A 25,096-nucleotide genomic window follows, 5' to 3' on the forward strand; every position below is an offset into this window, starting at 1 on the left:
CCGGCCTACAGCATGGGTCACGCCGCCGAGATCCTCGGCGTGACCCAGGCATTCCTGCGCAGCCTCGACGCCGCGAAGCTGCTCACCCCCGGACGCTCGGAGGGCGGCCACCGCCGCTACTCCCGATACCAGCTGCGTCTCGCCGCCCGAGCCCGCGAACTGATCGACCAAGGCACCGCACTCGATTCCGCGTGCCGCATCATCATCCTCGAAGACCAACTCGCCGAGGCCCGACGCATCAACGCCCAACTCCAGCAGGTCCAGCAGGCCCACGGGCCCTCATCCGGTCGGATCGGCCCCGCCATGGGATGAGACGGCACCGGCGTCGGTCGCTGAAGGTCGCGTCCTGCCAGCTCGACGTTGACCAACTGACCATCGCCCTGGGAGGCGAGTTGGAGTGGTGAGCGCGTCGTTGGTGACGTAGCCGGTCGAGTCATGGGAGTGCCTTTCTCGGAGGGTAGGAACTCGAATGTCTGTTGCCGAGTGGTACCACTGCATCCCACCGTGAAACAGCCACGGCACTGGGTGCCAGTCACCGTGTGGACCCGCTGCGGCACCGGTCGTTGCAGGCAGGGGTGCGCATGAGTTCTGTCCGTCGGCGTCCCGGCGGAGGTGGTCAGGTCGCGGCGCAGCGGGATGCGGATCTCAGGACCGTGTTAGCGCGTGGTGTGGGTGGGTAATGCGTAGAGGACGTCACCGCCCGTCCTTTTCCATCCGATTCCCATGTGTGAGGTACCCATGTCGACTGATGCGATCGTGCTTCTGAAGAACGACCACAAGGAGATCCGGAAATTGTTCCGGGATTTCCGCGGTGCGGGACCGAACGCCGAGGTGGAGAAGGGTCGCATCGTGAACAAGATCATCGAAGCGCTGACGGTGCATACCTATATCGAAAACGAGGGGATGTATCCGAAGGTGCGTGAACTCGTCCCGGATCTCGAGGACGACATCCTCGAATCCTACGAAGAGCACCACGTCGCGGACGTGCTGGTCGTCGAGCTGGCAGCGATGAAACCCGACGACGAGCGGTTTGACGCGAAGACCACCGTGCTGATCGAGAGCGTCGAGCACCACATCGAAGAAGAAGAGCAGGAGTGGTTCCCGAAGGTGCGAGAACAGCTGGGACGTAAACAACTCCAGGAAATCGGCGCGAGGTTGCTGGAATTGAAGGAGAAGGCGCCGAGGTCTCCATCCCAACCGTCGGCATTGAAGAAGACTGTCGACGCCGTCCTGAAGTAGGGGTGTGAGCGCGGACGGACGGCAGCGAACCATGCATCTGGCGGAGCGGACCCTCGATACCGCACGGACGCTGTTTGTGGGGATGCCGTTCCGGGTGGCCGCCGCGATGCGGGGCGGCGTCCGGGTTTTCCATCCGCGTGGCCTGGTCGCAACGGGGCACATCGAACTCGGCTCCCCCTGGTGGACGCTGAAGACCGGAACACCGATCGACGTGGTGGCGAGACTGTCCGGGGGAGTGGGAACTCCGTCGGGAGTACCGGACGTGCTCGGGCTGGCGTTGAAGATCCCGCTCGATCCGCCCGACACCGAATGGGATCTTCTGCTGGCCAGCTCAGGCACCTCGGCGGTGACTCGAATTCTCCCGCTCCCCGCACGGGGGTGGAGCAGCGCCCGGTACAGCAGCCTGATGCCCTATTCGTCGAACGGAACGGACACCCAATGGGTGCTGGCCGTCCCGGTGGGACCCCATCCAGCGACGACCTCACTGGATTCGCTGAGGCAGTCCCTCACCGACGCGCCGCTGCGGTTCCGCTTGGACCTGGTCTCGGCGACCGGGTCGCCCGTTCCGGCTGGGCAGGTGACGCTGACACGGGTGCAGGAGCTGACGGACGACGAGCAACCCACCTTCGACCCGGTACTCCACTGTCCACCGGGGTTGGCGCTGCGCCCCGCATGGCTCGCCGGGGTGCGGGTCGGCGCGTATCGGGGTAGTCGCCACGGCCGCGGCGACCCATCCTCGTAGATCTCGCCGAGTAACGCTCCGAAACGGCGTCTATGCATGCTGACGGCCGCGGATCACCACGATCTCTTCGCTGCGCTGATCCGCGGTGATGATGCCGCGGGACGCGAGCATGCGGCGACGCGCGGTCAGGACGGGACCGAAGGGAATCTCCCGCCGAGCGATGACGTCGACCCTCAAACCCTGCTCTTCGAGCATGACCTGGGACGTCGGGTGCCTGGGTGCAAATTCGGTCGAGGAGCAACCTGTCGGTGCCGGCATCCCAGGCGCGCGCCATGCCGGAGCCGGGGATTCGGTCTTCCTCAGAGGGCACGTACGGGGGGTGGGAGATCACCAGGTCGAAGCATTCGCCCCGGACGGGCACGGTGAGGCTGCCCTGTAACACCGGATCGTGTGCCCGTGCACGCGAGCGTTGATACGTAAGTACCGCGCGGCGCGAGATGTCGATCGCGGTGACGCTGCCGGCCCCCCAACTCGGCTGCCCGAACGGTGAGCGCTCCGGTACCGGTGCAGATGTCGAGGACACGCGTTTGCGCGTCTGGTGGTCCGCCAGGGTGCCAGCGAACAGCCAAGTATCGTCCTGTGGTGGATAGCCCCGGGATCGTAGGATCAAGACAACTCCTCATGCCTTCGGGACCGAAACGCCGCACTTATCAGCGCAGTGCGTCTTCGAGCAAGAACAGGGCATGAGCGGTAGTCGCTTCCACCACGTCGCCGGGATCTCCATCGAAGTGCCGCAGCTCGGTGCGAGCGGAACCGTCGACAAAGACCCCGAACCACACGGTCCCCGGTGGTTGTCCGTCCTGAGGTTGGGGCCCGCCGGCACCGGTGACCGCCACCGCAAGATCCGCGCCGAGCAACTCCGCTACTGATGTCGCCATCGCGCGGGCACTGGGTTCGCTGACAACCGGTCCGTCTGGAACCTGCAGTAATCCATGTTTCACCGAGCTGGCATAGGCCACGATGCTGCCTCGATACCACTCGGACGACGACGGCGCGGCGCCGAGAACGGAGGAGATTCTCCCGCCAGTCAATGATTCCGCGGTCGCAATGGTGAGTTGCCGATCGCGCGCCACGACAGAGATCCGTTCCGCACGCTCGTCACAACTACTCACTCGCCGCGCCCCGGCCGATGCGGTGAAGTCCAGATACACTGGCCATTCCGGCCGCGAGCACAATCACCAACACCATCACATTGATCATCGGACCTCCACCTCGTGCTTCGAGCAGGACTCGTTGCTGACTCTCCCGGACTGCAATTCCTGCGAGTAGTGCACCGCTCGCCTTCGACATTCAGTCGCCGGCGCCGATACTTTTCGGCGGCCCCGCCGGCTACAGGCTGAACCGGGGAGCCTGGCCGTCATCGCGTCCGGACACGACGACGACGTGAGTACCGAAATACCCCGCGACGAGTAGGCGCAATCCCAGAATCGCAATCGCCATACACGGGAGTGCCAGTCGGCAGAACCACTGCGCGCCATCTGACGATGAGCGAGGGGGTGCGGACCGGGCCCCCACAAGCTCGTATCGACGACTCGCGGAGTCCCGGTTCGGCCCGAAGTGCAGGAAGAATTAGGGACAGTCCGCGAGTTCACGGACTGGACCCGAGGGAGCGCACCTGAAAGCCGCAACAGCCACCGAAGGGTGCTATCAATCAGGTCGACACACTGCGCATGCATATAATTACCCACCACCCTAGGAGCGCACGGCCTCCTTGGTTCTCAACCTTCGGGGCGGGCGTATACATCAGAGGTTGGGAAGCGCTGCGGCGAGGAAGACGACGCCGGCGGCGATTCCGAAAGTCCCGCTGAGGATGCCGAGGAGCGCTACCAATCCCTTGGACTCGTTCCCTTCGACCCCGGGGTGTCGGTTGGCGGCGATTCCGGCAGCGATGGCGCCGGCACCGAGCAGGATGCCGAATCCGAGCATCCAGAACATCACGTTCGACAGCGAGCCCAGCATGATCGAGAGGTCACTGCAGTATTCGCCGAGAGGACGACGCGGCCTGGTGGGCCAGGATGAGTGTGGCTCGGAATTGTGGCGATCGTGTCGGAACTCGGTCGTGGTGGCAGTCATCTTTCAGGTCCTCAGGGTACGGGCAGTGGATCGGATGCGTTTGTCCGGCATCGGGTTCGGTCCAGCGGNCGGTGTGTCGCTGGACCGAACCCGGGTGCGTAGTATCAGGCTTCGATGGGGGTGCGGTCACCGCATGCGACGGGTGAGCCGCTGCGGGTGATCTCGATGCGCCGCGGTTTCGCTCGTTCGGTGACCGGCAGGATTACGCTGAGAACACCGTTGTCGTAGCTCGCCGAAATGCGGGCGACGTCGATGTTCTCTCCGAGCGATACCTGGCGCCGGTAGCGGCCGCTGAAACGTTCCGATGTCAACCACCGCACACCGTCGTCTGCCTGGCTTCGATGGGCGGTCAGGGTCAATACCCCGGCGTCGACATCGATGTCGATCGAGCCGGGGTCGATGCCGGGCAGATCGGCTCGGGGTGTCGCCTCCCGGGTCCACCGGAGACTCTCGGTGACCCGATCGGCTCTGTCGGCGGGTTGGAGGAATGGGAAATAGGCCTGTTCGGCTTCGAAGGGTGGGAATCATCGATCTCGCCGTGAAGCAGACGGTGGGCGTGCCGGTGGGTTTGCTTACTGGGAAAAGCGCGTTACCGTGTAGAGCAGAGGTTGAGTTCACAGCCCGGCAGACAGTGTCCGTCACCGGCTACGATTCTCGGCCTTTCTTTTTGGGTTTTCTCGGGTCGGTCCCACCCTGGAGGAACCTCATGACCTATTTCCAGTCAGTCGTCGACTCTCCGGAACGGGTGCAGTCCTGGTTTGCGGACACCTGGCGGTGGAACACCACCGCTGCCGGGGCCACCGAATCCCGCATCGACATCGACGAGCCCCCCCGGCGGCCCGGTCGTGATCCGGGAACGTGGACGCGGTCACCGTGCCGGCGTACCTCGAGATCGCTCGCTTGTCGCCGGCTTCAGCAGGGGGCATCTGACCACGCAAAAATAGACCGATTGGTATTTTAAGTTTGTTGTCTCGTGCGCCGAGCATAGTGGCCGGTCTCCGGCGCAAGGACTCGCCGCGGACCAGACTGCCCACCGACCGTCATCGCGGAGATGTGGCGCATCTTGGAGTCCTCCCGGGAGGTCGAGTCGTCGTTGTTTTTCTCGCCGGAGGGGGCGCGTGGCCGGGACCGGGCGCGGCGCGAAGCGCACGCCAAACGAGTCTGCCCGGCCGCCCGAGAACACGAGAGGCACGTCTGCCGTGCAGAACCGAACTGAAATGAGTTGACACCGAGCTGATGACTTCTGTACCTGCTGAGAGTTTGACATGAGATGGTTTCTTCCCGCGCGGACCGATATTCAGACGCAGCGACCAAGTTCGGGTGCATGGGGAACCTGGCTGCGCAGTGCCCTCCAGCAGCCGGGGTTGGTGTCGGCCGTCAAATGCACTGTGGCGGTGCTTATCGCGTGGTGGCTGGCCGATCGAGTGCTGCAGAGTCCCGAGGCCTTCCTCGCGCCCTACGCCGCCCTGTTCATCATCGGCACCACGGTCCGCAGCTCGGTCGCCGCTGCCGCACGTCAGGTCACCGTCGTAGTGCTCGGTGTGCTTGTGGCCGCGCTGGCGACACAGACCTTGCCCGAACTCGCCGCCATCGCAGGTGCGGTCGCAGTCGGTACGATCCTCGGCCGCAGCCGGTGGCTGGCGCCGGACGGAATGTGGGTGGCGATCACCGCGCTGTTGGTGTTGCTGTACGGCACGGCAACAGATGCCACCCTGGTGTTTCATCGTGTCCTCGACGTCACAGTGGGTGTGCTCGTCGGTGTCGCGGTCAACGCTCTCGTCCTGCCTCCTGACAGGCTCTCCACGGCGCGTGATCTGATTCTGCAACGTGCCGAGGAACTCTCCGCCCTGCTCGCCGATCTTGCCCACGGGCTACGGTCCGGGCGCCACGATAGTGATCGAGGGCGGCAACGGGTGTGGGATCTACACAAGTCGACCGGCGCCGGCGCTGCACTGAGTGAGGGTCGGGAAAGCCTGCGAGGCAACATGCGCAGCGTCGGCTGGGCCAGAGTCGGGGGATCTCGGGTGTACCAGCCGATAGCTACGATTCTCGACGACACGTTGCTGCAGGTGTCAGTGCTGGAGGTCGCAGTCGAGGCACTCACCGCCTCCGAGGATCGGTTGGAAGGTTCCACGGCGCCCATTCCGGATCAGCTTCGGTGCGAAGCAGCAGGGCTGATCGAGGGGTTCTCGGCCGCATTCGACAAACTCACGTGGGATCCTGCCCACCATCGAGAGCCCTATCTTCACGTTGTGCATACAGCTCTGCCTGATGCCCGCTCGCGCCTCGAGTCCTTCAGGGAGACAGTCCAACGGCGCCAACCCTCATCCGGTGCGTTGCAGGCGATCGCGTTGGCGGCGGATGGTCTGTGGGCCGCCCTGACCGTGCTGGATAATTTCGACGAGCAGCGGGAGCATCATTAGTTCCAGGTGCAGTCGACAGGGCCGGCCATGGTGGATGGTGATCGCCCCGTGGGGCGCAGAGATCTGTCACATCAACCGCAGCGGTGGAACAGGGGGTGGGAGTAGCTGACCGTCGTTTCACCGAGGCGGTGCGGCTCGATCAGTTCGCTGTGGTGGGCCCGCCCTCGGGCGTCCGTGGTTCTGTTTCGTATTCGCTGGTACTCCAGTCGACTCACTTCTTCGGCCATCGCCTTTGATCAGTTCATCTAGGACGCGGCGCTGTCGATCGCCGAGAAGGTATGCCTCGAAGGGGCGTGTAGAGACCGAGCCGTGCGGTTGCGTTCCACGCCGCCCGCTGTAATTGGCCGAGTGGGATCGGCAGAACCGCGGCGAAGCGCTCGAGCGTCTGCCGTTGCGGTCGGCCGTGTGTGCCGCCAATAGCCGGCGAACGTGCCGTGCGGGAGTCGGATGCCTCGCTGCTCGGCAATGTCGGCTGCCTGTCTGGCACTCACTGGTTGACAGTTCAGCCGCTCGCCTAGCTCGCTCGCGGTGGCAGGCGGGCCTCCGAGCATGCGCGGCCACCGATGCCCGAATCCCAACGCACGTGGTACCCGCCTCCTTGATGGAACCACCGACCCGTTAACGACCCGGGCGATGGAGGTGAGCGCCGATGCCCCCCACCTGCGGGGTTCCTGAAGAGTGGCGGCGCCGTCGCCAAGGCGGGTCTCACGTGGGTCCGGCGCCGCTCTTTGTCCGGTAGCCGGTGCATCGTGGCCACGCAGGTCCGGCGTACGCGGGTAGTGGAGAGGTAACGCTACTGCGTGTGAATCAGATCACATATGTGCGTGGTTGCTGAAAACATCGACGCGGCCGCTCGCGGCGGCGCACCCCAAAAAAGCGACGAAGGCAGACTTCTCATGGCGACACCCACGAACCCGACGTTCTCCGTGTCCACACCTCGCACGCTGCGGCGACCCGGCGTGGTGGGCACCGCCGAAATCAAGGCGAGAATCGAAGCCATCTATGTCGACGATCGCCGACCCGTCACCCGCACTGCTCGCTGACACGGTGCCGGTGGAGCACGGACCGGAGATTTGAGTAACGACCAAACGTCGCGCTTCGGTCCTCCTGCTTACGCTCGAACCTGCTTTGCTCATCGACACATCGCCTCGACACCTCGACACCTCGACAGGACAGCCAGGATGGAACCGGCAGCGGCGGACCCTCGTCTATTGCTCACGGTGATCGAACGCGCTCCGGATCTGGTCGCCATCTCGGACTACGACAGCGGTCGCCTGCGCTATCTCAACCCCGCTGGCATGCACCTGATGGGGTTGGCCGCCGAGGCCGCGGTCGGGGCGCGCAGGGCGCCGGAGTTCTTCACCGACGTCGGGGTGGTGCAGGCGCCCGAAATGGAATCGGCCCTGCTCGAGCAGGGCCAGTGGGAGGGCAGGTCGGAGTTCCGGCATTTCGTGACCGGGGAACCGATCCCGGTGACCGTGTCGATCTTCGTGGTCCAGCACACCGAGGACCACCGTCCGGCGGTGATCGCCTGCATCGCCCAGGACCTGCGGACGGCGCAGGAGCACGAACAACGCTTGCACACGGCGATGGAGGCGGCGGCGTACCGGGCCCGCGAACAACAAGCCCTCGCCGAGCTGAGTCGGCTCGCCGTGGACGGCGACCTCCACGACGTACTCGCGGGCGCCGCGGACGCGGCCGCCGCGTTGGTGGGGGTCAACTGCGCCGCGGTCGCCCGGGCCGGTGAGTCGGGCGGCGTGTTGCGGGTGCTCGCCTACCGGGGGCAACCACCCGCACTGCAGGCCTTCGCCGCTGGTGCCGCTTCCCAACCGGGATATGCGGCGGCTCTCAACGAGACCATCATCTGCCCCGACCGCTACGGGGAGCACCGATTTTCCACCGACACCATGAAGACCCGGGGACTGCGGTCCGGGGTGTGCGTCCCCATCGGAAGCGCCGGGTCGGTGTGGGGTGTGTTGACCGCGCACAGTGTGCGCCCCCGGGAGTATTCCGACCGCGAGGTGATGTTCCTGCTCTCGGTGGCCGCGGTGCTGGCGGCGGCGGTCCGGCGTATCGAGGCGGAGGAGGGGCTGCGGTATCAGAGCGTGCACGATGTGTTGACCGGACTACCGAACCGGGCCCTGGCGCATCGGCGGATCGATGTGGCCTTGGAGGCGGCGCGCCGCAGCGAGTTCGGGGTTGCGGTGTTGCTGGTCGACCTAGACGGGTTCAAGATTCTCAACGACCGGCTAGGCCACGCGGTGGGCGATGACGCCCTGATCCGGTGGGCCGAACGGCTGCAATCGGTGGTGCGTCCCGCTGACACCGTGGCGCGGATCGGGGGCGACGAATTTCTCATCGTGTGCCCGGAGATCGGTTCGGTCGAGGATGCCATTGCAGTCGCGACCCGGGTCACCGAATTGCAGGTCGGCCCCGGTTCGGGCGGGCGTGGTCTTCGGTTCACCGCCAGCGTCGGCATCGCACTCGCCGGTCCGGACGGGACCCGTGAGTCGCTGATCCGGCGCGCGGACGCGGCGATGTATCAGGCCAAGGCCACCGGGAGTGGGTTCGCCGTGGCTCCATGAGCTGAATCGCCTTGCCGCTGAGTCGATTTTATGCTGACGTCGGGATGGTGGCTCGAGAAGGCGAGCGGAGTCTCCGACGCCATCCTGTCCCGCCACATTGCCACCGGCGTCTCGAGCCGGACGAGCCTCCCATGACCGGCTGCGAAGACCGCAATGTGTTGACGCCATCGCCGCGGTCATGGAGCGCACCGCGCCCGCCGACGCGTGCCACGCCTCCTCGCGCGCGTGCGATGAGTGGGCGGGACACGGTGCAGTCGTCTACCGTTTGGCGTAGTCGGCGACGCCGGTCCAGTCGATGACCACGCAGGGCTCATCACCGAGGATCCAGGCGTCATGTCCGGGCGGGCAGACCATGAGATCACCCGGCCCGAACTCCATGTCCTCTCCGTCGTCCATAACGATCTTCATGCGACCCGAGATGACGTAACCCATGTGAGCGGCTTGGCAGCTGTCGGTCTTGGCTATCGGTTTGACGTGTTTGGACCACTTCCAGCCGGGCTGGAAGGTTGCCCTCCCCACAGCGCCGGACGGGACGTTGACGAGTTCGAGCCTGCCCATGTCGTCCTCGAAGGGGCGGGTTTCCTCGGGTGAATTGAGACTCTTGCGGATGAGACCGGACATTGTTGTCCTCCCACGTCGTTGTGGCGGTACCGACTGAGGCGGCGGACCTTCGACCGCTAGATCGGAACCGCGCGCTGAAGCGAATTCCTCGTCCTCTGATTCTGGGCGGGCTCGCTGGCTGCCGCAATATCTAGCCTGGCCACGGGGTGAGTCGCTGCCGCCGACACGCTGGTGGCTGCTCGAGGATCGCGGTGTGAACGCTTGGATGGGGACGGATGCGCGGCGTACGGGCCCTACCAGGACATGCCCAGGGTGACCAATTGACGTCGCAGCATGAGTGTGAGACCAGGAATGTGTCCGGCACCACGGCCGTGGGGATGGTGAGTGGAACTCGCCTTAGAGTGGCTGTCTCGCTGGCGCGGGAAGCGCAGACACTGAACGGCGAACCCACCCTGCGGGTGCCACAATGAGTATGCGGGGGAAGCGGTCGAACACCCACTCCCGTCATCGCTAGCACGGACCCATGACCGGAACAAACGGAGCTGCGCCGTCCCGACAGGGCGGTCCCGCCCTGGACGGCATCAATGGCCAAGGCCAAGGTGAGGCAGAAGCTGGACGGAGTGCTCGGGCTCGGGTCACAGCCGACCTGGTCAGCGGGCACCGCCGAGGTACGACGCCAGGTTCGCTAGGGAGGAGGGATCCCGGCCTCGTGCCCCTTGGTCGATGCCGGGTGGCACGTCAGTGGCGGTGACGATCACCTCGGTCCCGTCACCGGCGGCAATGAGGTGCCAGGTTATCGTCATGGTGCCGCGTACGACGGGTCGTCGGCTTCGAACACCGTCCGCTGTACTACTCGCTTCGGTGGCGTCAGGTCGGTGCGGGAAGGCGTGTTGTGCAACGACATTCCGGCATTGTTCAGACAGGTCCTCGGCCGAGCCGGGCTCGGGGGTGACAGGCGTGAAGGGGAGATGGTGGGTGAGAACGAAGCATCAACGGGTGCATGCAGTTTGGTGCCAAGATGGCGATCTGTGTCAGTCGCACTATTTGCCGACATGCACCGCACACTTTGCCGGTCGCTCGTTGACTCACATTCACGATTAGTCTGTGCGGTGATAGATACGTCCGAGAAGGCCGTCCGTGCGTCGGCGGCCGTGACTGCGGAAGGCAAGCGGAGTTGGCAATGAACGTTATCAGCGGTGCCGCGCGCGCCGCCAGAAATGCAGTCGGGGTTCTTCGGGACGCGGGTGAGGGCGCCTGGTCCTTTACGAGCAGCAAGCTGCGGCGACGGACGCAAACATCTGAGGAAGCCAGAGCCGGACGCGAGGTGGAACCCCAGTTCACTACCGAACCCGAGTCGGAGCCGATCACATCCGAGGCGCCGACCGCGAAGAAGGCTGCGGCCAAGGTACCTGCGAAGAAGGCTGGTGCCGCCAAACCGAGCCGGTCTGAGACGGCGCCCGCCAAGGGAGGCTCCAAGGCAATTGCCGAATCGGCGCCGTCCGAGGTGGTGCCCGCGAAGAAGGCTGCGGCCAGGGTACCTGCGAAGAAGGCTGCGGCCAGGGTACCTGCGAAGAAGGCTGGTGCCGCCAAACCGGCCCGGTCCGAGGCGGCGCCCGCGAAGAAGGCTGCGGCCAGGGCGCCTGCGAAGAAGGCTGCGGCCAGGGCGCCTGCGAAGAAGGCTGCGGCCAGGGCGCCTGCGAAGAAGGCTGCGGCCAAGGTACCTGCGAAGAAGGCTGGTGCCGCCAAACCGAGCCGGTCTGAGACGCCGGCCGCCAAGCGAGGCCCCAAAGCAATCGCGAAACCGCCGCCGTCCGAGGTGGTGCCCGCGAAGAAGGCTGCTGCCGCCAAACCGGCCCGGTCCGAGACGGCGTCCGCGAAGAAGGTTGCGGCGAAGGCGCCTGCGAGGAAGGCAGCTGCTCAGGCGGCCGCGCAGAAGGCCGCGGCCGCCAAGCCGCCCATGGGGAAGGCTGCGGCCAAGGTACCTGCGAAGAAGGCCGCTGTCGCCAAACCGGCCCGGTCCGAGACGGCGCCCGCGAAGAAGGCTGCGGCCAGGGCGCCTGCGAAGAAGGCTGCGGCCAGGGCGCCTGCGAAGAAGGCTGCGGCCAGGGCGCCTGCGAAGAAGGCTGCGGCCAAGGTACCCGCGAAGAAGGCTGCGGCGAAGGTTCCTGCGAGGAAGGCAGCTGCTAAGACGGCCGCGAAGAAGGCCGCGGCCGCCAAGCCGCCCGTGGGGAAGGCTGCGGCCAAGGTTCCTGCGAGGAAGGCTGCTGTCGCCAAACCGGCCCGGTCCGAGACGCCGGCCGCCAAGACACCCGCAAGGAAGACTGCGGCTGCCAAGAGGGGCGGCGAGGCAGCTGGGGTTCCTCCCGAATAGTGACCATCGTTCCAGCGAGACCGTCGGACCGGCCTTTTCGGTGTCCATTATTGGGGAACGCGTCACAATCGAATCCAGGTGAGTTCGATGCTGGATCCGGGAAAGCGGTTGACAGGATCGGTGCTCGACCGGTCGTGACTCGGTTCAGGTACTGCGCGTTGACTACCCAGCCCCGCAGGACGGTCATCTATTCCGGTAGCCAGGGCGCGCTGGTGGGCGGTGAGCAGCAGGTGTTCGAATCGGGCACGTAGCTCGGTGTCGGGGTCGCACTTGCTGAACCCGGCGACGAGTTGTTCGGCGATGGTGCGGAGTCGGGTGTTGGTTTCCTGGGATCACCAGGTCAGCACTTTGTACGCCCGGTCTACGGGGATGCCGTAGATCCGCATCAGCGCACCATTGGCTTGCTCGATCACCGACCGTGATTGGGCGATTTCGGCGACTGCTTCGTCGACCGAGTCTTTGATGTCGCTGCGGGAGGAGTCGGTGATATCGATGTAGAACCCGTCGCGCCGATCACTTGACCGGTGTCGTCGTGCAGGCGGTCGCCGACGACACGACCTGGTGAATCGTGCCGGTCGTGTCGATGATCCGGTGTTTGCTGTTGAACGGTTCGGCGTCGTTGATCATCAGGTCCAGGTCCAGGTCCAGGTCCAGGTCCAGGACCAGGGCGACGCGCGGGTGATCGGGATGCTTGTGGGAGAGCAGCAGTTCGGTGGTCGGCGCCACCTCGCCGGGTTAGTAGCCGTGCATCTGGGCGACGGCAGTGGACCATTCCCACCGCTGCCCGTACAGGAGGACCGGAAGCTGCCCACCAGTTGCGGCTCACCGCCCAACACCTGTTCTGAATCCACGCCCACTCGTAGCGCATCGGTAGCGGGGGAGTTGCACGGGCGGTCCGGCCGGGACCGGGCCCGACCACCGCGCGCGGGTCGATACCCACGGGGGCTGGGACGGGTCTTCCGTCCAAGCGGTAGCCAGCGTACTGTCCCCCCGCGCCGTGATGTCCCGTAGCTCCGGGCGAGGACGACGAAGGCAAACCGTTGCTGCAAGCGTCGACAACGCGGTCCAGGAGAGGAACTGGGGCCGCAAGTAGTTTCATTCTCCTGCCGGGGCCGCGCGCGTTCCGGCGACAGGTGCGGGGCCTCGCCCTCGGCCCGCGCGCGGCGGTGGCGGCCCCAGAGCGGAAGGGGGGAACCGCTCGAGGGTCTGGCCGCTCGCGGTCGGCCGTCGAGCCGCGGGCAGCGTGCGGGTGAGATACCCCGAACCGGGCGCCATTATGCGCGCCGCTCAGGCGAAAACAGGGGGAGAAGGAGGAGGCACTGCCCCGGGCGGGGCGTGGACGCCCATGGTAGGCAACTTCTCGCAGAAAATCTCCGGATGGAGTGAGGCCACCGAGCGTCAGCCCGATCGCTTCGGCGAGCGGGCCCTCCTCGACGCGCTCCGCTGGCTCGACTTCGCCTTCGACGCCGACATGCCGAATACGGATACGGGACTTCCGCAGGATTCGAGACCTGATCTGACCTGTATTGGGGTGCTTCCCCCTTGCACCTCTCCACCGGTGCGGCGGTGGCCGGTCGGGTTGCCCTCGCAGCAGTTGGCCGCACCGGTGAGCCGGACCTGTTCAGCGCCGCCGCGGTGATCCTGCGGGCCATGCTCGCCGATCGGGTGGTCGAGGATCTGCACCGTGTCGAGGCCCGCAACGCCGAGGCGCATACCCGGGCCGGGCCCCACCGGCGCATCGACGTCGAATTCGCTGGTCCGCCCCTGGACCGAGCGAACTCGCTCGCCGTCCTCGCCGAAAGAGATCCTCCGCCGGTCGTTCCGTGGACTGCGGCGCTTGCGGAACCCACAACTGACCCTGCTGGCCCGGTGCTTCGGTGGGTGAGGCGACCCGCCCCGCGATCCTGCTCAGCTTCCTGTTCTTCGACCCCGCCTTCGCCATCCCGGCGACCGCCCTGGGGCGGGCTGACGGCAGGCTCCGGCAGTATCCCCGACCGACTTGACGCACTGACTAGGTTCACAGCGACACGTGGGGCGAATAGGTTTCCGGGGGAGTTGACGATTCGATCCGGTAGTCCGTGAGACGGCCAAACCGGTGACCGAGTCTACTGGCGCGACAGGCGCATGCCCGTCGACGCGCGCGTGCCGCGCGTGCAGACACCCTGAACGATCAGGTCAGGTGGACGGGTTCTCGACGCTGTAGACGAAAGGTCGGGACACCCGCCACCGGTCTTCAACGACCACACATCCGGAATTTTGATGTCCACAGATCCGGAGATCTCATGTCTGTCGGCCCGGGCTTCCTCGTGTCCGTTGACACCGGTCAGCTCCGCTGTGATCGATCGCGGGTTCACGGTGCCGAACGTCGTCTGGTCTGCGCCGTCAGCCAGACGGCCACCTTGAACCAAGATTAGGTCCGCGCCCGCCCCTCCAGAGCCGTGTGGATGTGGTCACGAGCACAGAGAGCGCCCGACCGTGACCACGTGTGGCGGCACTGCAGCCCAACCTCATTGGGACCCGGGTAGTCCCGTGTATTCCCCGGCGGGACGGGTACCCGAAATCCGACGGGGATCAGCAGCCTCCCGCCTGGTCGCCCCTTTCACGGAAGGTGAGTGCGATGATCAATCTGTACTACCCACTGGTCAGGGCAATCTCGGTCACTTCTGACACTCAGCGTCTCAGCCGGATGATGCGTGCATCATCCACAACGTATGAGGCTTCGCAATGTCATCGGAGGTGAGGAAGTCCGGGGCGGGCTGTTGACAACCCGCGCCGATCACATCGTTCGGCGGCCAACGCGAATGACCGATCGCCCCACCCACAACTTGATTCACCGTCCGCGACAGCGCTTCCCCTCGTGCGGACTTCGGTGCCAACTTCTGGTGCTCGCCAGCCTTATACCGACCCCCGTACCGTCGAGGTACTTCCGTTCGTCCGATGTCATCATGATGTTGAAGAGACCGCGGTCGAGTTCTGGGCGGGAGGATGGGAGAGTCCTGGGGCCAACCTGATCCGCCCGATATGTGGGCGGTTTCAGGCGCGCTGCCCTACACCTGTCGCGAATTCCCGTACCCGGTTCGCCGTGGTGTCCGGATTCAGGGGCGGTGTGGGTAGTCCTGCTCCGTCGTGAACTCCGAGCAGGAACTCGCGGAGCGTCTCATGGGGTGAATGTCGAGGTGTCCAGTTCAACTCGTCACGAGCTCGAGAGCAGTCCATCAGCGGGATGTGCAGGGCCGTCTCGAACAGTCCCGGCGAGGCGGGGATGACGTGGAGGTGCCAGCCCACCGCCACGGCGGAGCGGACGATGAAGGGGGCGACTCGCACACGGCGGGCACCGAAGGCTTTTGCGAGGAACGCACCGTCCACGGGTGGCTCGGCGGCCAGATTGAACGCGCCGTGTACCGGGTTCACCACCGCTGCCGCGTATGCGGAGGCTGCGTCCTCGGTGTGGAGCACCTGCACCCGCAAGTCGTCCACGAAAGGCACCAGTGGAATCCGGTCCGGATGCACGAGTCGGCGGGGGAGCAGCGGGCCGAGGAACAATCGGCGTTGCGACGTCGCTGATTCTCGTTTGAAGATGAATCCGGGGCGTATCCGCACTACACGGATGCTCGGATGCCGGGTTTCGTACGTATCGAGCCACCGCTCGAGGTACGCCTTTTCCCTGGGGTAGGCGGCTCCGGGCCAGCCATGGGTCGGCCACCTTTCGTCGACCTTCTCATCCGAGGGTCCGGGGGAGTACGCGGCCACCGAGGACGCATAGACGACGGCCGGGACCGACTCCTCCGCCGCTGCTTCGAAGACCCGGATCGCGCCGAGGACATTGTTGTTCCACGTGTCCTGCGACCGATGGGTGGGCTGGAACAACCACGCGAGATGGACCGTGACATCCGCGCCGCGCACCACCTCGTTCATGTTGTCGTGCGCTGCGTCCGCGGTGAGGAACGTGGTGTGCGATGGGTTCCAGCTGCTCGGGCGTCGCGCGACGCCGATGATCTCTGCAATCGCCGGTTCGCGGCTGAGCGCATCGATGACACTGGTTCCCACATTGCCGGTCGCACCGATCACGACGACCTTCAATCCGCGCGAGCTACTCATGCTCACCCGAATACCCTTCACGAGGAACCGTAACCGCCACATCGATACCGCCCGTTTCGCAAAGCAGGTCAGCTTCTTTCGCGCGCATTTCGGTGGCTCCAGCCGGCACTTGACCCAGGCATATGGGTAGACCAGTTCCCGGAGGGGTAAATACCGGGACAGCACAGTTCGCCCTGAACGGCAGCTGGGCACGGCTCAACGAGCCGGCGACATGATTCGGGGCCGGTCACGTTCGTCAGCATCCTCGTATCGCTCGCGATCGAGGAGTTGTTCGTGCGGGTCCTGGTCGGCTACGACCTGAGCCAGATGATGCACACCGATCAGCAGCTGATTCTGCATCGGTGCAGGTCGGGAACCGGCTGGACTGCGAAGTCTGCCTGGAGTCGTTCCGCCAGATGGGCGGCACCGACATCATCGTCACCAAGAACCTGATCACCGACCAGCACGAGGAACCGGTGGCCACCACCCGCACCACACTCATCGCCCGCACCGGCGGGGTGGCCGATCCGGAACTGGCCCGGGTGGTCGCCGCGGTGATGATTCACAAAGCACCCACACCGACGGCTTCGACTCGATACGACCACACATGCCGCGCTCACGTTGCAGGGGGAAGCCGCCAGCCGCGACTGTACTCGAGTTGGAGAGGCACCCGGACAACGGTGAGATCGCCGAGCGCGCCTGCTGCGGAACCTCGTGTCGTTGGTACGTGCCGAACTGTTCCAGATAGCCGGCCCAGCTCGGGGTTAATGTCTGCCGCATCGGCTCGTCGAAATCGGTGGTGGCCGCGGCGAAGTCGTCGCGCACGATCGCGTCGAGGATGTGCACTGCCGCTCGTCGTACGAGGATGTCAGAGCTGTGGTTGTCGCTGGTGCGGCCGTGGAGGTGGACGGCTCATCGGGCGTGTGGGCTGCCGCTTGTGCATCCGGTGGACAGCGTGAGTGCGGCGACGGCCGCGTAGACCGCGGTGAGCAGGACACACCGGATTGCTCCGAGCGGATTATCGGGGTCCGGGGAGCCACGGACATTTCCCCGCGTAGGCAGTACCTGCGCGGTTGTGTCTGGGGGAGGTGGGGTACCCGAATGTCAGGACTGCTACGCGAGTGCCGGATGTGCGTGGATGGTCGACTGCCCGTCGCGGTGGTCCCGACTGCCCGCCGCCAACGGTGGCCGCGTGAACCTGGAAGTGTCGAACCGAAGGTCGGGGCGCCGGAGGAATACTCTCGTGACCGATGTTGTCACGGTCGATGAGCACGGGCGTTACCGCCTGCGCCTGGAACGCCATCTGGATCACGCTCGCTCGGAGGTGTGGCGGGCGCTGACGAGTGTGCGATGTCCTCCTCGTCTGGCGCAGGTGGCACCGCGCGCCGACCCGCCAAGGTTACTCGAGTACAGAACCGCGGACACCGCGGTGCGGTGGGAGATCGCCGACGATGGCCGCGCCGGGTCGGTGCTGGTCTTCACCCAGGTCTGCGGCAGCCGGCAGGACGGTGTCGACGAGATGGGGTGGTGGTTAACCGCCCTCGAGGTGCTCGGGGAGTGGCTCGACGGCGATACGCACACCGACTTCCCGCGCCGGGCCCGGTGCATGATTGAGCGCTGCCGCTGCGCATTCGGGTGAGCGTCGGGTGACCTCAGCGGGGTGCCACCGGTGGCCTCTGGTTCCGGACCGCGTCCCAACCTCGCCGGATTGACGGCGTCCGCGAGACGGGAGGTCTACTCGTCGGCCTCCGCGAGATCGAGCGGGAAATCGATGTGGTCGGCTGCCGAGGGCTGATCGGGCGGTTTACGGTGTTGTGCGGTTTCGCGATCGCAGTGGACGTCCGTGGAGGAGGGGCGCCATGTCTGCGAAGTTCGAGCTGTTCAAGACGCCGCCGGCCAGTTCCGGTTTCATTTGAAGTCGGCGAACGGCGAGGTCATCGCGGCCGGTCAGGGCTATACCTCCAAGGCGGCGGCGCAGAACGGCATTTCGGCGATCAACGACAATGCCGCAACCGCTGCCACCGAAGATCTGACCGGACCGCTGGTGTACGCCGGCGCACCGACGAGGTGGGGTCGCCCGTGGAGTCGGGAGGGGCGGAGGGACTTCGCTGGGGTGCGGATCTATTCGTGGGGTTGTGGGTGTTCGGTGAGTTGGTGCCGGAGGCGGTCGCGCATCTCGTGCGTGCTGATGTCGGCGAGGTGGGTGAGGATTTGGGTGCCGGTGGAGGTGGGGTCGGCGAGGAGGGCGAGCAGGAGGTGTTCGGTGCCGATGATGTCGTGTCCGAGAAGCGAGGCTTCTCGCAGGCTGTGTTCGAGGGCCTTTCTCAGGGTCGGAGTGAGGGGAGGCCCGGCACATTCGCTGTCGCTGTTCGGGTAAGCGGGGATCTCGTCGAGGGCGCTGTCGATGTGGGGGCTGGTGATCCCCCAGGAGGTGAGGGTGGCAGCGGTGGGGTCGCCGGCGGCGAGGATACCGGTGAGGAGGTGTTCGGTGCCGACGTGGTTGTGGTGGTGGGTGCGGGCCGCGTCGGAGGCGAGGACCACGGCGCGGCGTGCTTGGTCGCTGAATTTCTCGAACACCGTTGATCTCTCCTTCGGCGAGTCCCTGCGCGGGGGTGGAGCCGTTGCTTTCCAGTATCCCGTGTGGGGGCGCCGAGCCTGCAAGGATGAGTCGTCCAGGGGTGGGTGATTGGGGGCGGGGGTTACCGCTGCGGGGTTTCGGTGCGTCTGCAGCTCCGCGCTGACAGGCGTGAAGACACCCGGTGTGCCGACCCCGGGCCGACATCAGGACACTTCGCCTTCGCTGTCGGTCCTTTCGCCTGTCGAAACGGCGAGCAGTCGTTGTCTGGCGAGGCCTTCGAGTCCGGGTCGATTCGGGTCGGCCGGGGAGTCCGAGCCTCTCGTTTCGCGGCAGCACTGGCGCACGATCTGCGTCACCCTCTGCAGTGGCACCCGGCCGTCGAATTCGCCGCACAGCCGTTCGACGACGTCGGCGTAGGAATCGGGCACAGTAATCACCACCTCGAGCAAGACCCTGTCACCACGTACCCCGGACCGGTGTCCGGCAAAACGGTAGCTCGGTGGGTGTCGGGACAGCGATGGCTCCCGTGAACAGGGGCCAGGTCTCACCGCAGGTGGGGGCGACTGCATCTGTCGAGAGATCCGCTGCTATATCCCGCGGAGCAGCCGATCCGATTCTCACGGACGGCGCGTACGTCGAACGCGATTCACACCGCGTCTGCAGAGTGAATGTTCGCCTCCGCGGCGAACACGATGTCCCGATTCCCGTGTCAGGTCAGGGCGCTGCCGGCCTGCCATTGCTCCCACGGCACGGACCAGTCGCCGTTCTGCCACAGCTCGAGCGGGGCCCCACCGGTGTTGCGGACCTCGACGATGTCGCCGGGCACGGAGAAGTCGTAAAACCAGCGGGCGTTGTCGGGGCTCAGGTTCAGGCAGCCGTGCGAGACGTTGGTGTTGCCCTGCGCCCAGATGGTATCGGCGAGTTCGTGGAGGTAGATGCCGTCGTTACTGATGCGGGTGGCGTAGTTGATCGATTCCTTGTACCCGAGGCGGGAGTTCACCGGAAGCCCGTAGGTGGACGAATCCATGATGACCGGGTTGGCCTTGTCGATGACGGTGTAGATGCCCGGTTGAGTCCAGAACGAGAGGGTCTGCCCGCCCACGACTTCGGTGCCGCCCCGGCCCATCGACGTCGGCATCGTCCGGACTACCTGCCCGTTGTCGGTGACGGTGACCTGTTTGGTGGTGTCGTCGGCGACGGAGATGTGGGCGTCACCGATGGTGAACGAGGTGGTCGCGTCCTCCTGGCCGAAGAGGCCTTCGCCGAGCGCGATGCCGTAGACGTTGGCGCGGACGGTGACCTGGGTGCCGGGTGTCCAATAGTTCTCCGGTCGCCAGTGCACGTTCTGGTCGTCGGCCCAGTACCAGGAGCCGGTGACCGGGGGTGTGGTCTCCACGTGCAGGGCCTTCTCGGCGGCGACGCGGTCGGTGATCGGTTCGTCGAAATGGGTGACGATGACGATGCCGATACCGAAGGTGCCGCCGTCGGCGAGCAGGTTCCCGCCGCTGGTGACGAAGGTGGGTTTGGTCTGGTTCCCGGGGGTGACCGTGGAGAACGTGCTGGTCTTCTCGCTCCGGACACCCTGGTCGCCGACCGCGATGACCGCGAGGGTGTAGGTGCGGCCATAGCCGAGGGGCACGCCCGGTTTCCAGGACAGGCGATCGGGGGTGAAGATGCCCTCGACCAGCCGGCCCTCGTCGTTGGTCATGGTGACCGTCTCGAGGGTGCCACCGGTGGTGCTCACCGCTACCGGGTCCGTGGGGTTGACCGCGGGGGCGCCGTCGGCCGGGGACACGGTGATCTCCGGTCCCGGCGGCGGCGTGGCCGGTCCCGCGGGTTGGTTGGTGGAGGGTGCGCAGGCGGCGGCCACGAGAGCGAGCAGCAGGACTGCGAGGACAGCGGCGAGGTGACCGAGACGGCGACGGCGGCGGGCGTGCATGACAGTGATTCTCCCGTGCGGAAGGGTCCGCGCGCGTGCAGTCGCTATGCGACGGAGGTCACCACGGCATTTCCGGGGCCTGTGTCCGCGACGGGCTCGTTCTGCAAGGTCGCGTGCTGGCGGTCGAGCTTCTCCGCTAGCGGCCTGATGCCGCTGACGGAGTTCGCCAGCTAGGCCGTGAAGAAGTCGATGAGCGCGCAGGCGATCTGGTGGGGTGCGTTTTCCGTGGGGATGTGCCCCGCATCTGGGATGCGGATGAGCACGGTGTGCGGGATCTCCGAGACGAACCGCTCGGCGTACTCCACCGTCTCGAAGGGGTCGTCCTCACCCCAGATCAGCAGCTTCGGTGTCATGGATCGTCGCAGCGCGGGAAGGAGATCGAGGGTGAAGCGGCTGTCGGCCGCACCCGCGAGAGCGATCCAGGATCGGCGCACCCGCGAAGTCGTCCACGGATCCAGATAGTCCGCGATTCGCCGCTCGGTGGCGGCACCGCCCAGTGCCGCCGTCACCGCTTGTCGGCGGGCGGTGAGAACGTCGTCAGCGGTGGTCCCCGCGGCCACCCCTGGGCCCCGGAATCGGGCCACATGGGGCGCTGGCCAGGAGTCGTAGGTGACTGAGTTGACCAACGCCAGCCGGGACACCTTCAGACGATCGTGAACGAGGAGATGCTGAGCGATGGCGCCGCCGATGTCATGACCTGCCACGGCGGTCGGCCCGGAAATTTTCAGCGCCGAGGCGAATCGCACCACCCAATCCGCGAGGGCCGGGACCGTGGCCGTTTCCAGGGTGAGCTCGCCTGCCGAATGCCCCAGTCCGGGGAGATCGACCGCAATGGGCCGTAGCCCCGCCTTGGCGAGGCGGCCCAGCACCGGAAACCAGACCCGACTCCAGTACGTTCCGTGCAGCAGCAACACCACCGGACCGTCTTGCTCGACGGTCAGGTAGCTGGCCGCTTCACCGTCGACCTGGACTGCGGTCCTGACCACACCCGTGTCCGTGACTTCGCTCATGGGACCACTGTGGACGAAATCAGCGTGATGTGTCAATGACGTTGCAACACAGACTTATCCGCGACCCCAAGCAGGCGACGAGCTCTACGTCGCGGTCGGCTATCGAGCTGGCTCGATCACCGCCCGCGGCGCTGTGGCGGGTGTGCGTCCCGCCTTGACGGGAGCGGGAGCCGTCGCGTTCTCTTGCCGGGGTCGCCGCAGCGATTCTCGCCGACCGGCGGGGTGCACAGCGCAATCGCCGTTTCCGAACGAGCCGGTCGGGTATTCCGTCTTAAGGACGAGGAGGTCTGAAGAAAATGCCTGTTTGGGGATGGATCCTGATTGCGGCCATCGTCGTGATCGCCGTACTGGCGATCATCGTCGCACGCTCGGTCAGCAGTCGTCAGCGGACGGACCGGCTGAGGGGACGGTTTGGTCCCGAATACGAGCGAACTGTGGGAGAGGTCGGCAACCTAGACGCCGCGGAAGACGAGCTCGCCGCGCGCGAACGAAAGCGGGAGAAGCTCGATATCGTGCCGTTGACGCCCGAGGCGCAAGCGAAGTACGCCGACTCGTGGCGGACGGTGCAGATCGAGTTCGTCGACAATCCGTCGAGCGCGGTGGGTGCTGCGGACCGGCTCGTGATCCAGGTCATGCGCGAGCGCGGCTACCCGATCGACGACTTCGATCAGCGGGCGGCCGACATTTCGGTCGACCATCCGAAGGTCGTCGAAAACTACCGAACTGCGCACGGCATCTACCTAGCGCAGGAGCAGGGCGGCGTCGGCACCGAGGAACAGCGCGAGGCTTTTGTGCACTACCGGGCACTCTTCGAGAAATTGCTCGAGACGGATGAGAACAAAGACAAGCCAAAGGAGGCGCGCGCATGACCACCCAGGATCAGCAACCCGAGGGCATCGGCTCGACCAGGGGGGTCGAATCGTCGACCGAGACCGCCGGTTCGGGCGAGACCGTGACCTCAACCGGGACAACCGGCTCATCGACCGAGACCGCCGGTTCGGGCGAGACCGTGACCTCAACCGGGACAACCGGCTCCTCCACTGCGGGGACTGCCCCGTCGGCTGAGGGGACCCACTCATCGACCACGGCAACCGAATCATCGTCCCGGCAATCGCTTTTCGCTGAGGACGAGCTATCGGTCCTCCGCTCGCGTTGGGACGAGGTTCAGGCGGGATTCGTCGATGATCCCAGAGAGTGCGTTCAAAAGGCGGATGGTCTCGTGTCGGACGTCGTCGACCGGCTCACGACCGGCTTCTCGGAGGCGCGTTCGCGGCTCGAGGAGCAGTGGGCTCGAGGCGAAGAGGGCTCCACGGAGGATCTTCGTATCGCACTCAAGCGCTACCGCGAATTCTTCCAGCGACTACTCGCGCTCTGAGGAGCAAAGAGAACGCCTTAATTGACACAATCTCCGTTATCGACACTTCCGGAATAGCTTTCCAGCAGCGCATTTGGCGCTCAACTGTGGTCCACGTGTACTCCGTCGGCAAGGACGCGATCGATGCTCGACCGGACTTCCGCAGTTCGTAGGCATTTTCGTGCCTGCCGCGGAATGAAGGCGCAGGTCAGAGCGGTGCAGGGTGTCTGGAACGCGAAAATCTGTAGGCACACGACTTGCGGCGTGTCGGCTGGTGAAGCCGCATGCGATGTGGTGTTGTGTAGGTATGTACCTGCGGGAGACGCGGCGGAAGAACAAGGACGGCTCGGTGGTGTCGTATCTGCAGCTCGCGCACAACGAGCGGCACCCGGACACCGGCTCGCCGACCGCGAAGGTGATCCACAACTTCGGCCGCGCCGAGACCGTGGACCGGGACGGGTTGGCCCGGCTGGTGTCGTCGATCTCGCGGTTCCTCGCCCCCGACCAGTCCGCCGCGGCGTCGACCGCGGGCGGGGAGGTGGAGATCCTCGACTGCCGGCGCCTCGGCGGGGCGTGGACGCTGGACCGGCTCTGGGACCGGCTGGGGATCTCGGCGGCGATCCGCCGCGCCGCCGAGGGGCGGCGGCTCGCCGCCGACGCGGTGGAGCGGGTGATCTTCACCCTCGTCGCCCAGCGCGCGCTCGAACCCGGCTCGAAGCTCGCGGCGACCGGCTGGGTGACCGAACGCGTCGCCATCGAGCACATGACCGCGTTGTCCGACGATCAGGCCTACCGGGGCATGGACTTCCTCCTCGACGCCCTCGAGGAGATCGCCGCCGATGTGTTCAATTCCGTTGCGCACCTGTTAAACCTGGATTTGGACATCGTTTTCGTCGATACGACGAGCACCTACTTCGAGACCGAGGGCCCGGAGCGGGCCGATCCGCCCAGCGACGACGGGGCCGGTAACCCGGCCGAGTCCGGGGCGCGGGAGTTCGGCCACTCCAAGGACTTCCGCACCGACCTGCCGCAGGTGGTGATCGCGATGGCCGTCACCCGCGACGGGATCCCGGTGCGCTGCTGGACCTTCCCCGGCAACACCGCCGACACCGCGATCATCCGCACCGTCAAAGACGACCTGGACGGGTGGAACCTGCGCCGGTTGGTCTGGGTCGCCGACCGTGGTTTCGCCTCCGCCGCGAACCGAGCGTATTTGACCCGCGGCGGCGGGCATTACATCCACGCCGAGAAGCTGCGCCACACCAACACCGAGGCCGCCGCCGCGCTCGCCAGGCCGGGCCGCTACCACACCGTGGCCGGCAACCTGCGGGTCAAGGAGGTGCACGTCGCGCCCGGCGGTGACGGGGACGGCGACGGCGGCGCCCGGACCAGGCGATTCGTCGTCTGCCACAACCCGGACCAGGCGGACCGCGACGCGGCCGTACGGGAGAACCTCGTCGCGCACCTCGAAGAGCTGATCGACGGTTCCGACACCTGGACATCGCGCCGCCGCGACGAGCTGGTCGGCTCGCTCAAATCCAAGCCGGGACTGCGACGGTATCTGCGGCGCACCAACACCGGGCTGCTGCGCATCGACCACACGGCGATCAAGACCGAGGCCGGCCTGGACGGCAAGTGGCTGCTACGCACGTCCGACACCACCCTCACCCCGGAGGACCTGGCCGCCGCCTACAAGCAGCTGCTCGCCGTCGAAGCCGGGTGGCGCGACATGAAGGGCTCGCTCGGGCTGCGGCCGGTCTTCCACCACCGCGAGGACCGCATCCGCGCCCACGTCCAGTTGTGCTGGCTGGCGCTGCTGCTGATCCGGGTCGCCGAGACCGCCACCGGTGACACCTGGCGCAGCATCCGTCACGAGCTCGACCGGATGCACCTGGTCACCCTCGCCACCGACCACGGCCAGGTGGCGCAACGCTCCGCCGTCACCGCCGGGCAGCGAAAGATCCTTACCGCGCTCGAGCTGCCCGAACCGCCCCGGTTCTTCGACTTCGCCCCCACCGACGCGTAAGCGAGATCCCGCCAAAGCAAGGCCTGTAGTAACACGACCCCAACGCGGCCGCGCGGCGTCCCCGCACGTCAACACGCCTTTTCGCGGAATCGTGTGCCCATCAGCTGCGGAAGTCCGG

The 25,096-nt window shown here is 66.0% G+C and carries 20 protein-coding genes and 6 pseudogenes; 14 read left to right on the forward strand and 12 right to left on the reverse strand.

The genetic code is table 11. The annotated features are described in order from the left end of the window. The 3 genes from ACNJ7E_RS42010 to ACNJ7E_RS42020 form a co-directional block, all read left to right on the forward strand. The coding region (locus ACNJ7E_RS42010) for a MerR family transcriptional regulator (protein ID WP_418342561.1) at positions 1-312 on the forward strand (312 nt) is incomplete at its 5' end. A gap of 426 nt (positions 313-738) precedes the next feature. Beyond that, complete coding sequence (locus ACNJ7E_RS42015; RefSeq protein WP_283331761.1) at positions 739-1,239, forward strand: hemerythrin domain-containing protein; 501 nt, start codon at positions 739-741, stop codon at positions 1,237-1,239. 31 nt (positions 1,240-1,270) lie between these two features. Then, positions 1,271-1,981 (forward strand): hypothetical protein, encoded by a 711-nt coding sequence (locus tag ACNJ7E_RS42020; RefSeq protein ID WP_280783835.1) that lies wholly within the window; start codon positions 1,271-1,273, stop codon positions 1,979-1,981. 30 nt (positions 1,982-2,011) lie between these two features. On the opposite strand, the pseudogene ACNJ7E_RS42025 reads toward ACNJ7E_RS42020, so the two are convergent. The 4 genes and pseudogenes from ACNJ7E_RS42025 to ACNJ7E_RS42040 form a co-directional block, all read right to left on the reverse strand. Then, positions 2,012-2,591: pseudogene (locus ACNJ7E_RS42025) on the reverse strand (methyltransferase domain-containing protein). A 40-nt stretch (positions 2,592-2,631) separates the two neighbouring features. Beyond that, on the reverse strand, positions 2,632-3,093 hold the full coding sequence (locus ACNJ7E_RS42030) for a CinA family protein (protein WP_280783834.1): 462 nt from the start codon (positions 3,091-3,093) through the stop codon (positions 2,632-2,634). A 631-nt stretch (positions 3,094-3,724) separates the two neighbouring features. Further along, complete coding sequence (locus tag ACNJ7E_RS42035; RefSeq protein WP_280783725.1) at positions 3,725-4,054, reverse strand: hypothetical protein; 330 nt, start codon at positions 4,052-4,054, stop codon at positions 3,725-3,727. Positions 4,055-4,158: 104 nt separating this feature from the next. Then, positions 4,159-4,470, reverse strand: a pseudogene (locus ACNJ7E_RS42040) (Hsp20/alpha crystallin family protein); the annotation flags it as partial. 951 nt (positions 4,471-5,421) lie between these two features. Between ACNJ7E_RS42040 and ACNJ7E_RS42045 the strand changes: the two are divergent. From ACNJ7E_RS42045 to ACNJ7E_RS42055, 3 genes are all read left to right on the forward strand, one after another. After that, complete coding sequence (locus ACNJ7E_RS42045; protein WP_283331965.1) at positions 5,422-6,477, forward strand: FUSC family protein; 1,056 nt, start codon at positions 5,422-5,424, stop codon at positions 6,475-6,477. Between the two features lie 896 nt (positions 6,478-7,373). Then, positions 7,374-7,520 (forward strand): hypothetical protein, encoded by a 147-nt coding sequence (locus ACNJ7E_RS42050; RefSeq protein ID WP_280783724.1) that lies wholly within the window; start codon positions 7,374-7,376, stop codon positions 7,518-7,520. A gap of 138 nt (positions 7,521-7,658) precedes the next feature. Further along, the gene (locus ACNJ7E_RS42055; protein WP_418342562.1) at positions 7,659-9,062 is read left to right on the forward strand and encodes a diguanylate cyclase domain-containing protein; all 1,404 of its coding nucleotides are present in this window, start codon (positions 7,659-7,661) and stop codon (positions 9,060-9,062) included. 258 nt (positions 9,063-9,320) lie between these two features. Here the strand turns inward: ACNJ7E_RS42055 and ACNJ7E_RS42060 are convergent, their stop codons facing one another. Then, positions 9,321-9,683 (reverse strand): cupin domain-containing protein, encoded by a 363-nt coding sequence (locus tag ACNJ7E_RS42060; RefSeq protein WP_280783722.1) that lies wholly within the window; start codon positions 9,681-9,683, stop codon positions 9,321-9,323. A gap of 590 nt (positions 9,684-10,273) precedes the next feature. Next, positions 10,274-10,426 (reverse strand): SRPBCC family protein, encoded by a 153-nt coding sequence (locus ACNJ7E_RS42065; RefSeq protein ID WP_418342563.1) that lies wholly within the window; start codon positions 10,424-10,426, stop codon positions 10,274-10,276. Positions 10,427-11,085: 659 nt separating this feature from the next. On the opposite strand from ACNJ7E_RS42065, the pseudogene ACNJ7E_RS44050 reads away from it, so the two are divergent. Further along, positions 11,086-11,355, forward strand: a pseudogene (locus ACNJ7E_RS44050) (hypothetical protein); the annotation flags it as partial. Between the two features lie 165 nt (positions 11,356-11,520). Next, positions 11,521-11,994, forward strand: a pseudogene (locus tag ACNJ7E_RS44055) (heparin-binding hemagglutinin); the annotation flags it as partial. 206 nt (positions 11,995-12,200) lie between these two features. Here ACNJ7E_RS44055 and ACNJ7E_RS42075 read toward each other — a convergent pair. After that, positions 12,201-12,845: pseudogene (locus ACNJ7E_RS42075) on the reverse strand (ANTAR domain-containing protein); the annotation flags it as partial. 1,026 nt (positions 12,846-13,871) lie between these two features. Here ACNJ7E_RS42075 and ACNJ7E_RS42080 point away from each other — a divergent pair. Then, positions 13,872-13,997: a hypothetical protein gene (locus tag ACNJ7E_RS42080; protein ID WP_418342564.1), complete on the forward strand. Its 126-nt coding sequence runs from the start codon at positions 13,872-13,874 to the stop codon at positions 13,995-13,997. A 1,030-nt stretch (positions 13,998-15,027) separates the two neighbouring features. Here ACNJ7E_RS42080 and ACNJ7E_RS42085 read toward each other — a convergent pair. Continuing rightward, positions 15,028-16,092 (reverse strand): NAD-dependent epimerase/dehydratase family protein, encoded by a 1,065-nt coding sequence (locus tag ACNJ7E_RS42085; RefSeq protein WP_280783719.1) that lies wholly within the window; start codon positions 16,090-16,092, stop codon positions 15,028-15,030. 1,222 nt (positions 16,093-17,314) lie between these two features. Between ACNJ7E_RS42085 and ACNJ7E_RS42090 the strand changes: the two genes are divergently transcribed. Both ACNJ7E_RS42090 and ACNJ7E_RS42095 read left to right on the forward strand, forming a co-directional pair. Further along, complete coding sequence (locus ACNJ7E_RS42090) at positions 17,315-17,710, forward strand: SRPBCC family protein (RefSeq protein ID WP_418342565.1); 396 nt, start codon at positions 17,315-17,317, stop codon at positions 17,708-17,710. A gap of 220 nt (positions 17,711-17,930) precedes the next feature. Beyond that, positions 17,931-18,106, forward strand: a pseudogene (locus tag ACNJ7E_RS42095) (YegP family protein); the annotation flags it as partial. A gap of 86 nt (positions 18,107-18,192) precedes the next feature. On the opposite strand, the gene ACNJ7E_RS42100 reads toward ACNJ7E_RS42095, so the two are convergent. The 4 genes from ACNJ7E_RS42100 to ACNJ7E_RS42115 form a co-directional block, all read right to left on the reverse strand. Next, on the reverse strand, positions 18,193-18,648 hold the full coding sequence (locus tag ACNJ7E_RS42100; protein WP_280783717.1) for a Clp protease N-terminal domain-containing protein: 456 nt from the start codon (positions 18,646-18,648) through the stop codon (positions 18,193-18,195). 204 nt (positions 18,649-18,852) lie between these two features. After that, entirely contained in the window at positions 18,853-19,089 is a 237-nt protein-coding gene (locus tag ACNJ7E_RS42105) for a hypothetical protein (protein ID WP_418342568.1), read from the reverse strand. Positions 19,090-19,358: 269 nt separating this feature from the next. Then, the gene (locus ACNJ7E_RS42110; protein ID WP_418342566.1) at positions 19,359-20,588 is read right to left on the reverse strand and encodes a L,D-transpeptidase; all 1,230 of its coding nucleotides are present in this window, start codon (positions 20,586-20,588) and stop codon (positions 19,359-19,361) included. A 170-nt stretch (positions 20,589-20,758) separates the two neighbouring features. Beyond that, the gene (locus ACNJ7E_RS42115; RefSeq protein ID WP_280783715.1) at positions 20,759-21,598 is read right to left on the reverse strand and encodes an alpha/beta fold hydrolase; all 840 of its coding nucleotides are present in this window, start codon (positions 21,596-21,598) and stop codon (positions 20,759-20,761) included. A gap of 296 nt (positions 21,599-21,894) precedes the next feature. Here ACNJ7E_RS42115 and ACNJ7E_RS42120 point away from each other — a divergent pair, with 296 nt between their 5' ends. The 3 genes from ACNJ7E_RS42120 (at position 21,895) to ACNJ7E_RS42130 (ending at position 24,978) form a co-directional block, all read left to right on the forward strand. Continuing rightward, a complete protein-coding gene (locus ACNJ7E_RS42120; protein ID WP_280783714.1) occupies positions 21,895-22,467 on the forward strand; it encodes a hypothetical protein in 573 nt (190 codons plus the stop codon). Beyond that, positions 22,464-22,973 carry a hypothetical protein gene (locus ACNJ7E_RS42125; protein WP_418342567.1) on the forward strand — a complete coding sequence of 170 codons (510 nt, stop codon included), beginning with the start codon at positions 22,464-22,466 and terminating at the stop codon, positions 22,971-22,973. Before ACNJ7E_RS42120 ends, ACNJ7E_RS42125 begins: the two co-directional genes overlap by 4 nt. Positions 22,974-23,259: 286 nt before the next feature. After that, positions 23,260-24,978: an IS1634 family transposase gene (locus tag ACNJ7E_RS42130; RefSeq protein WP_418340312.1), complete on the forward strand. Its 1,719-nt coding sequence runs from the start codon at positions 23,260-23,262 to the stop codon at positions 24,976-24,978. Positions 24,979-25,096 lie beyond the last annotated feature (118 nt).

Source organism: Rhodococcus mengyinensis, from assembly GCF_048381435.1.
In the GTDB taxonomy this organism is placed as follows: Bacteria; Actinomycetota; Actinomycetes; order Mycobacteriales; family Mycobacteriaceae; genus Rhodococcus_F; species Rhodococcus_F opacus_D.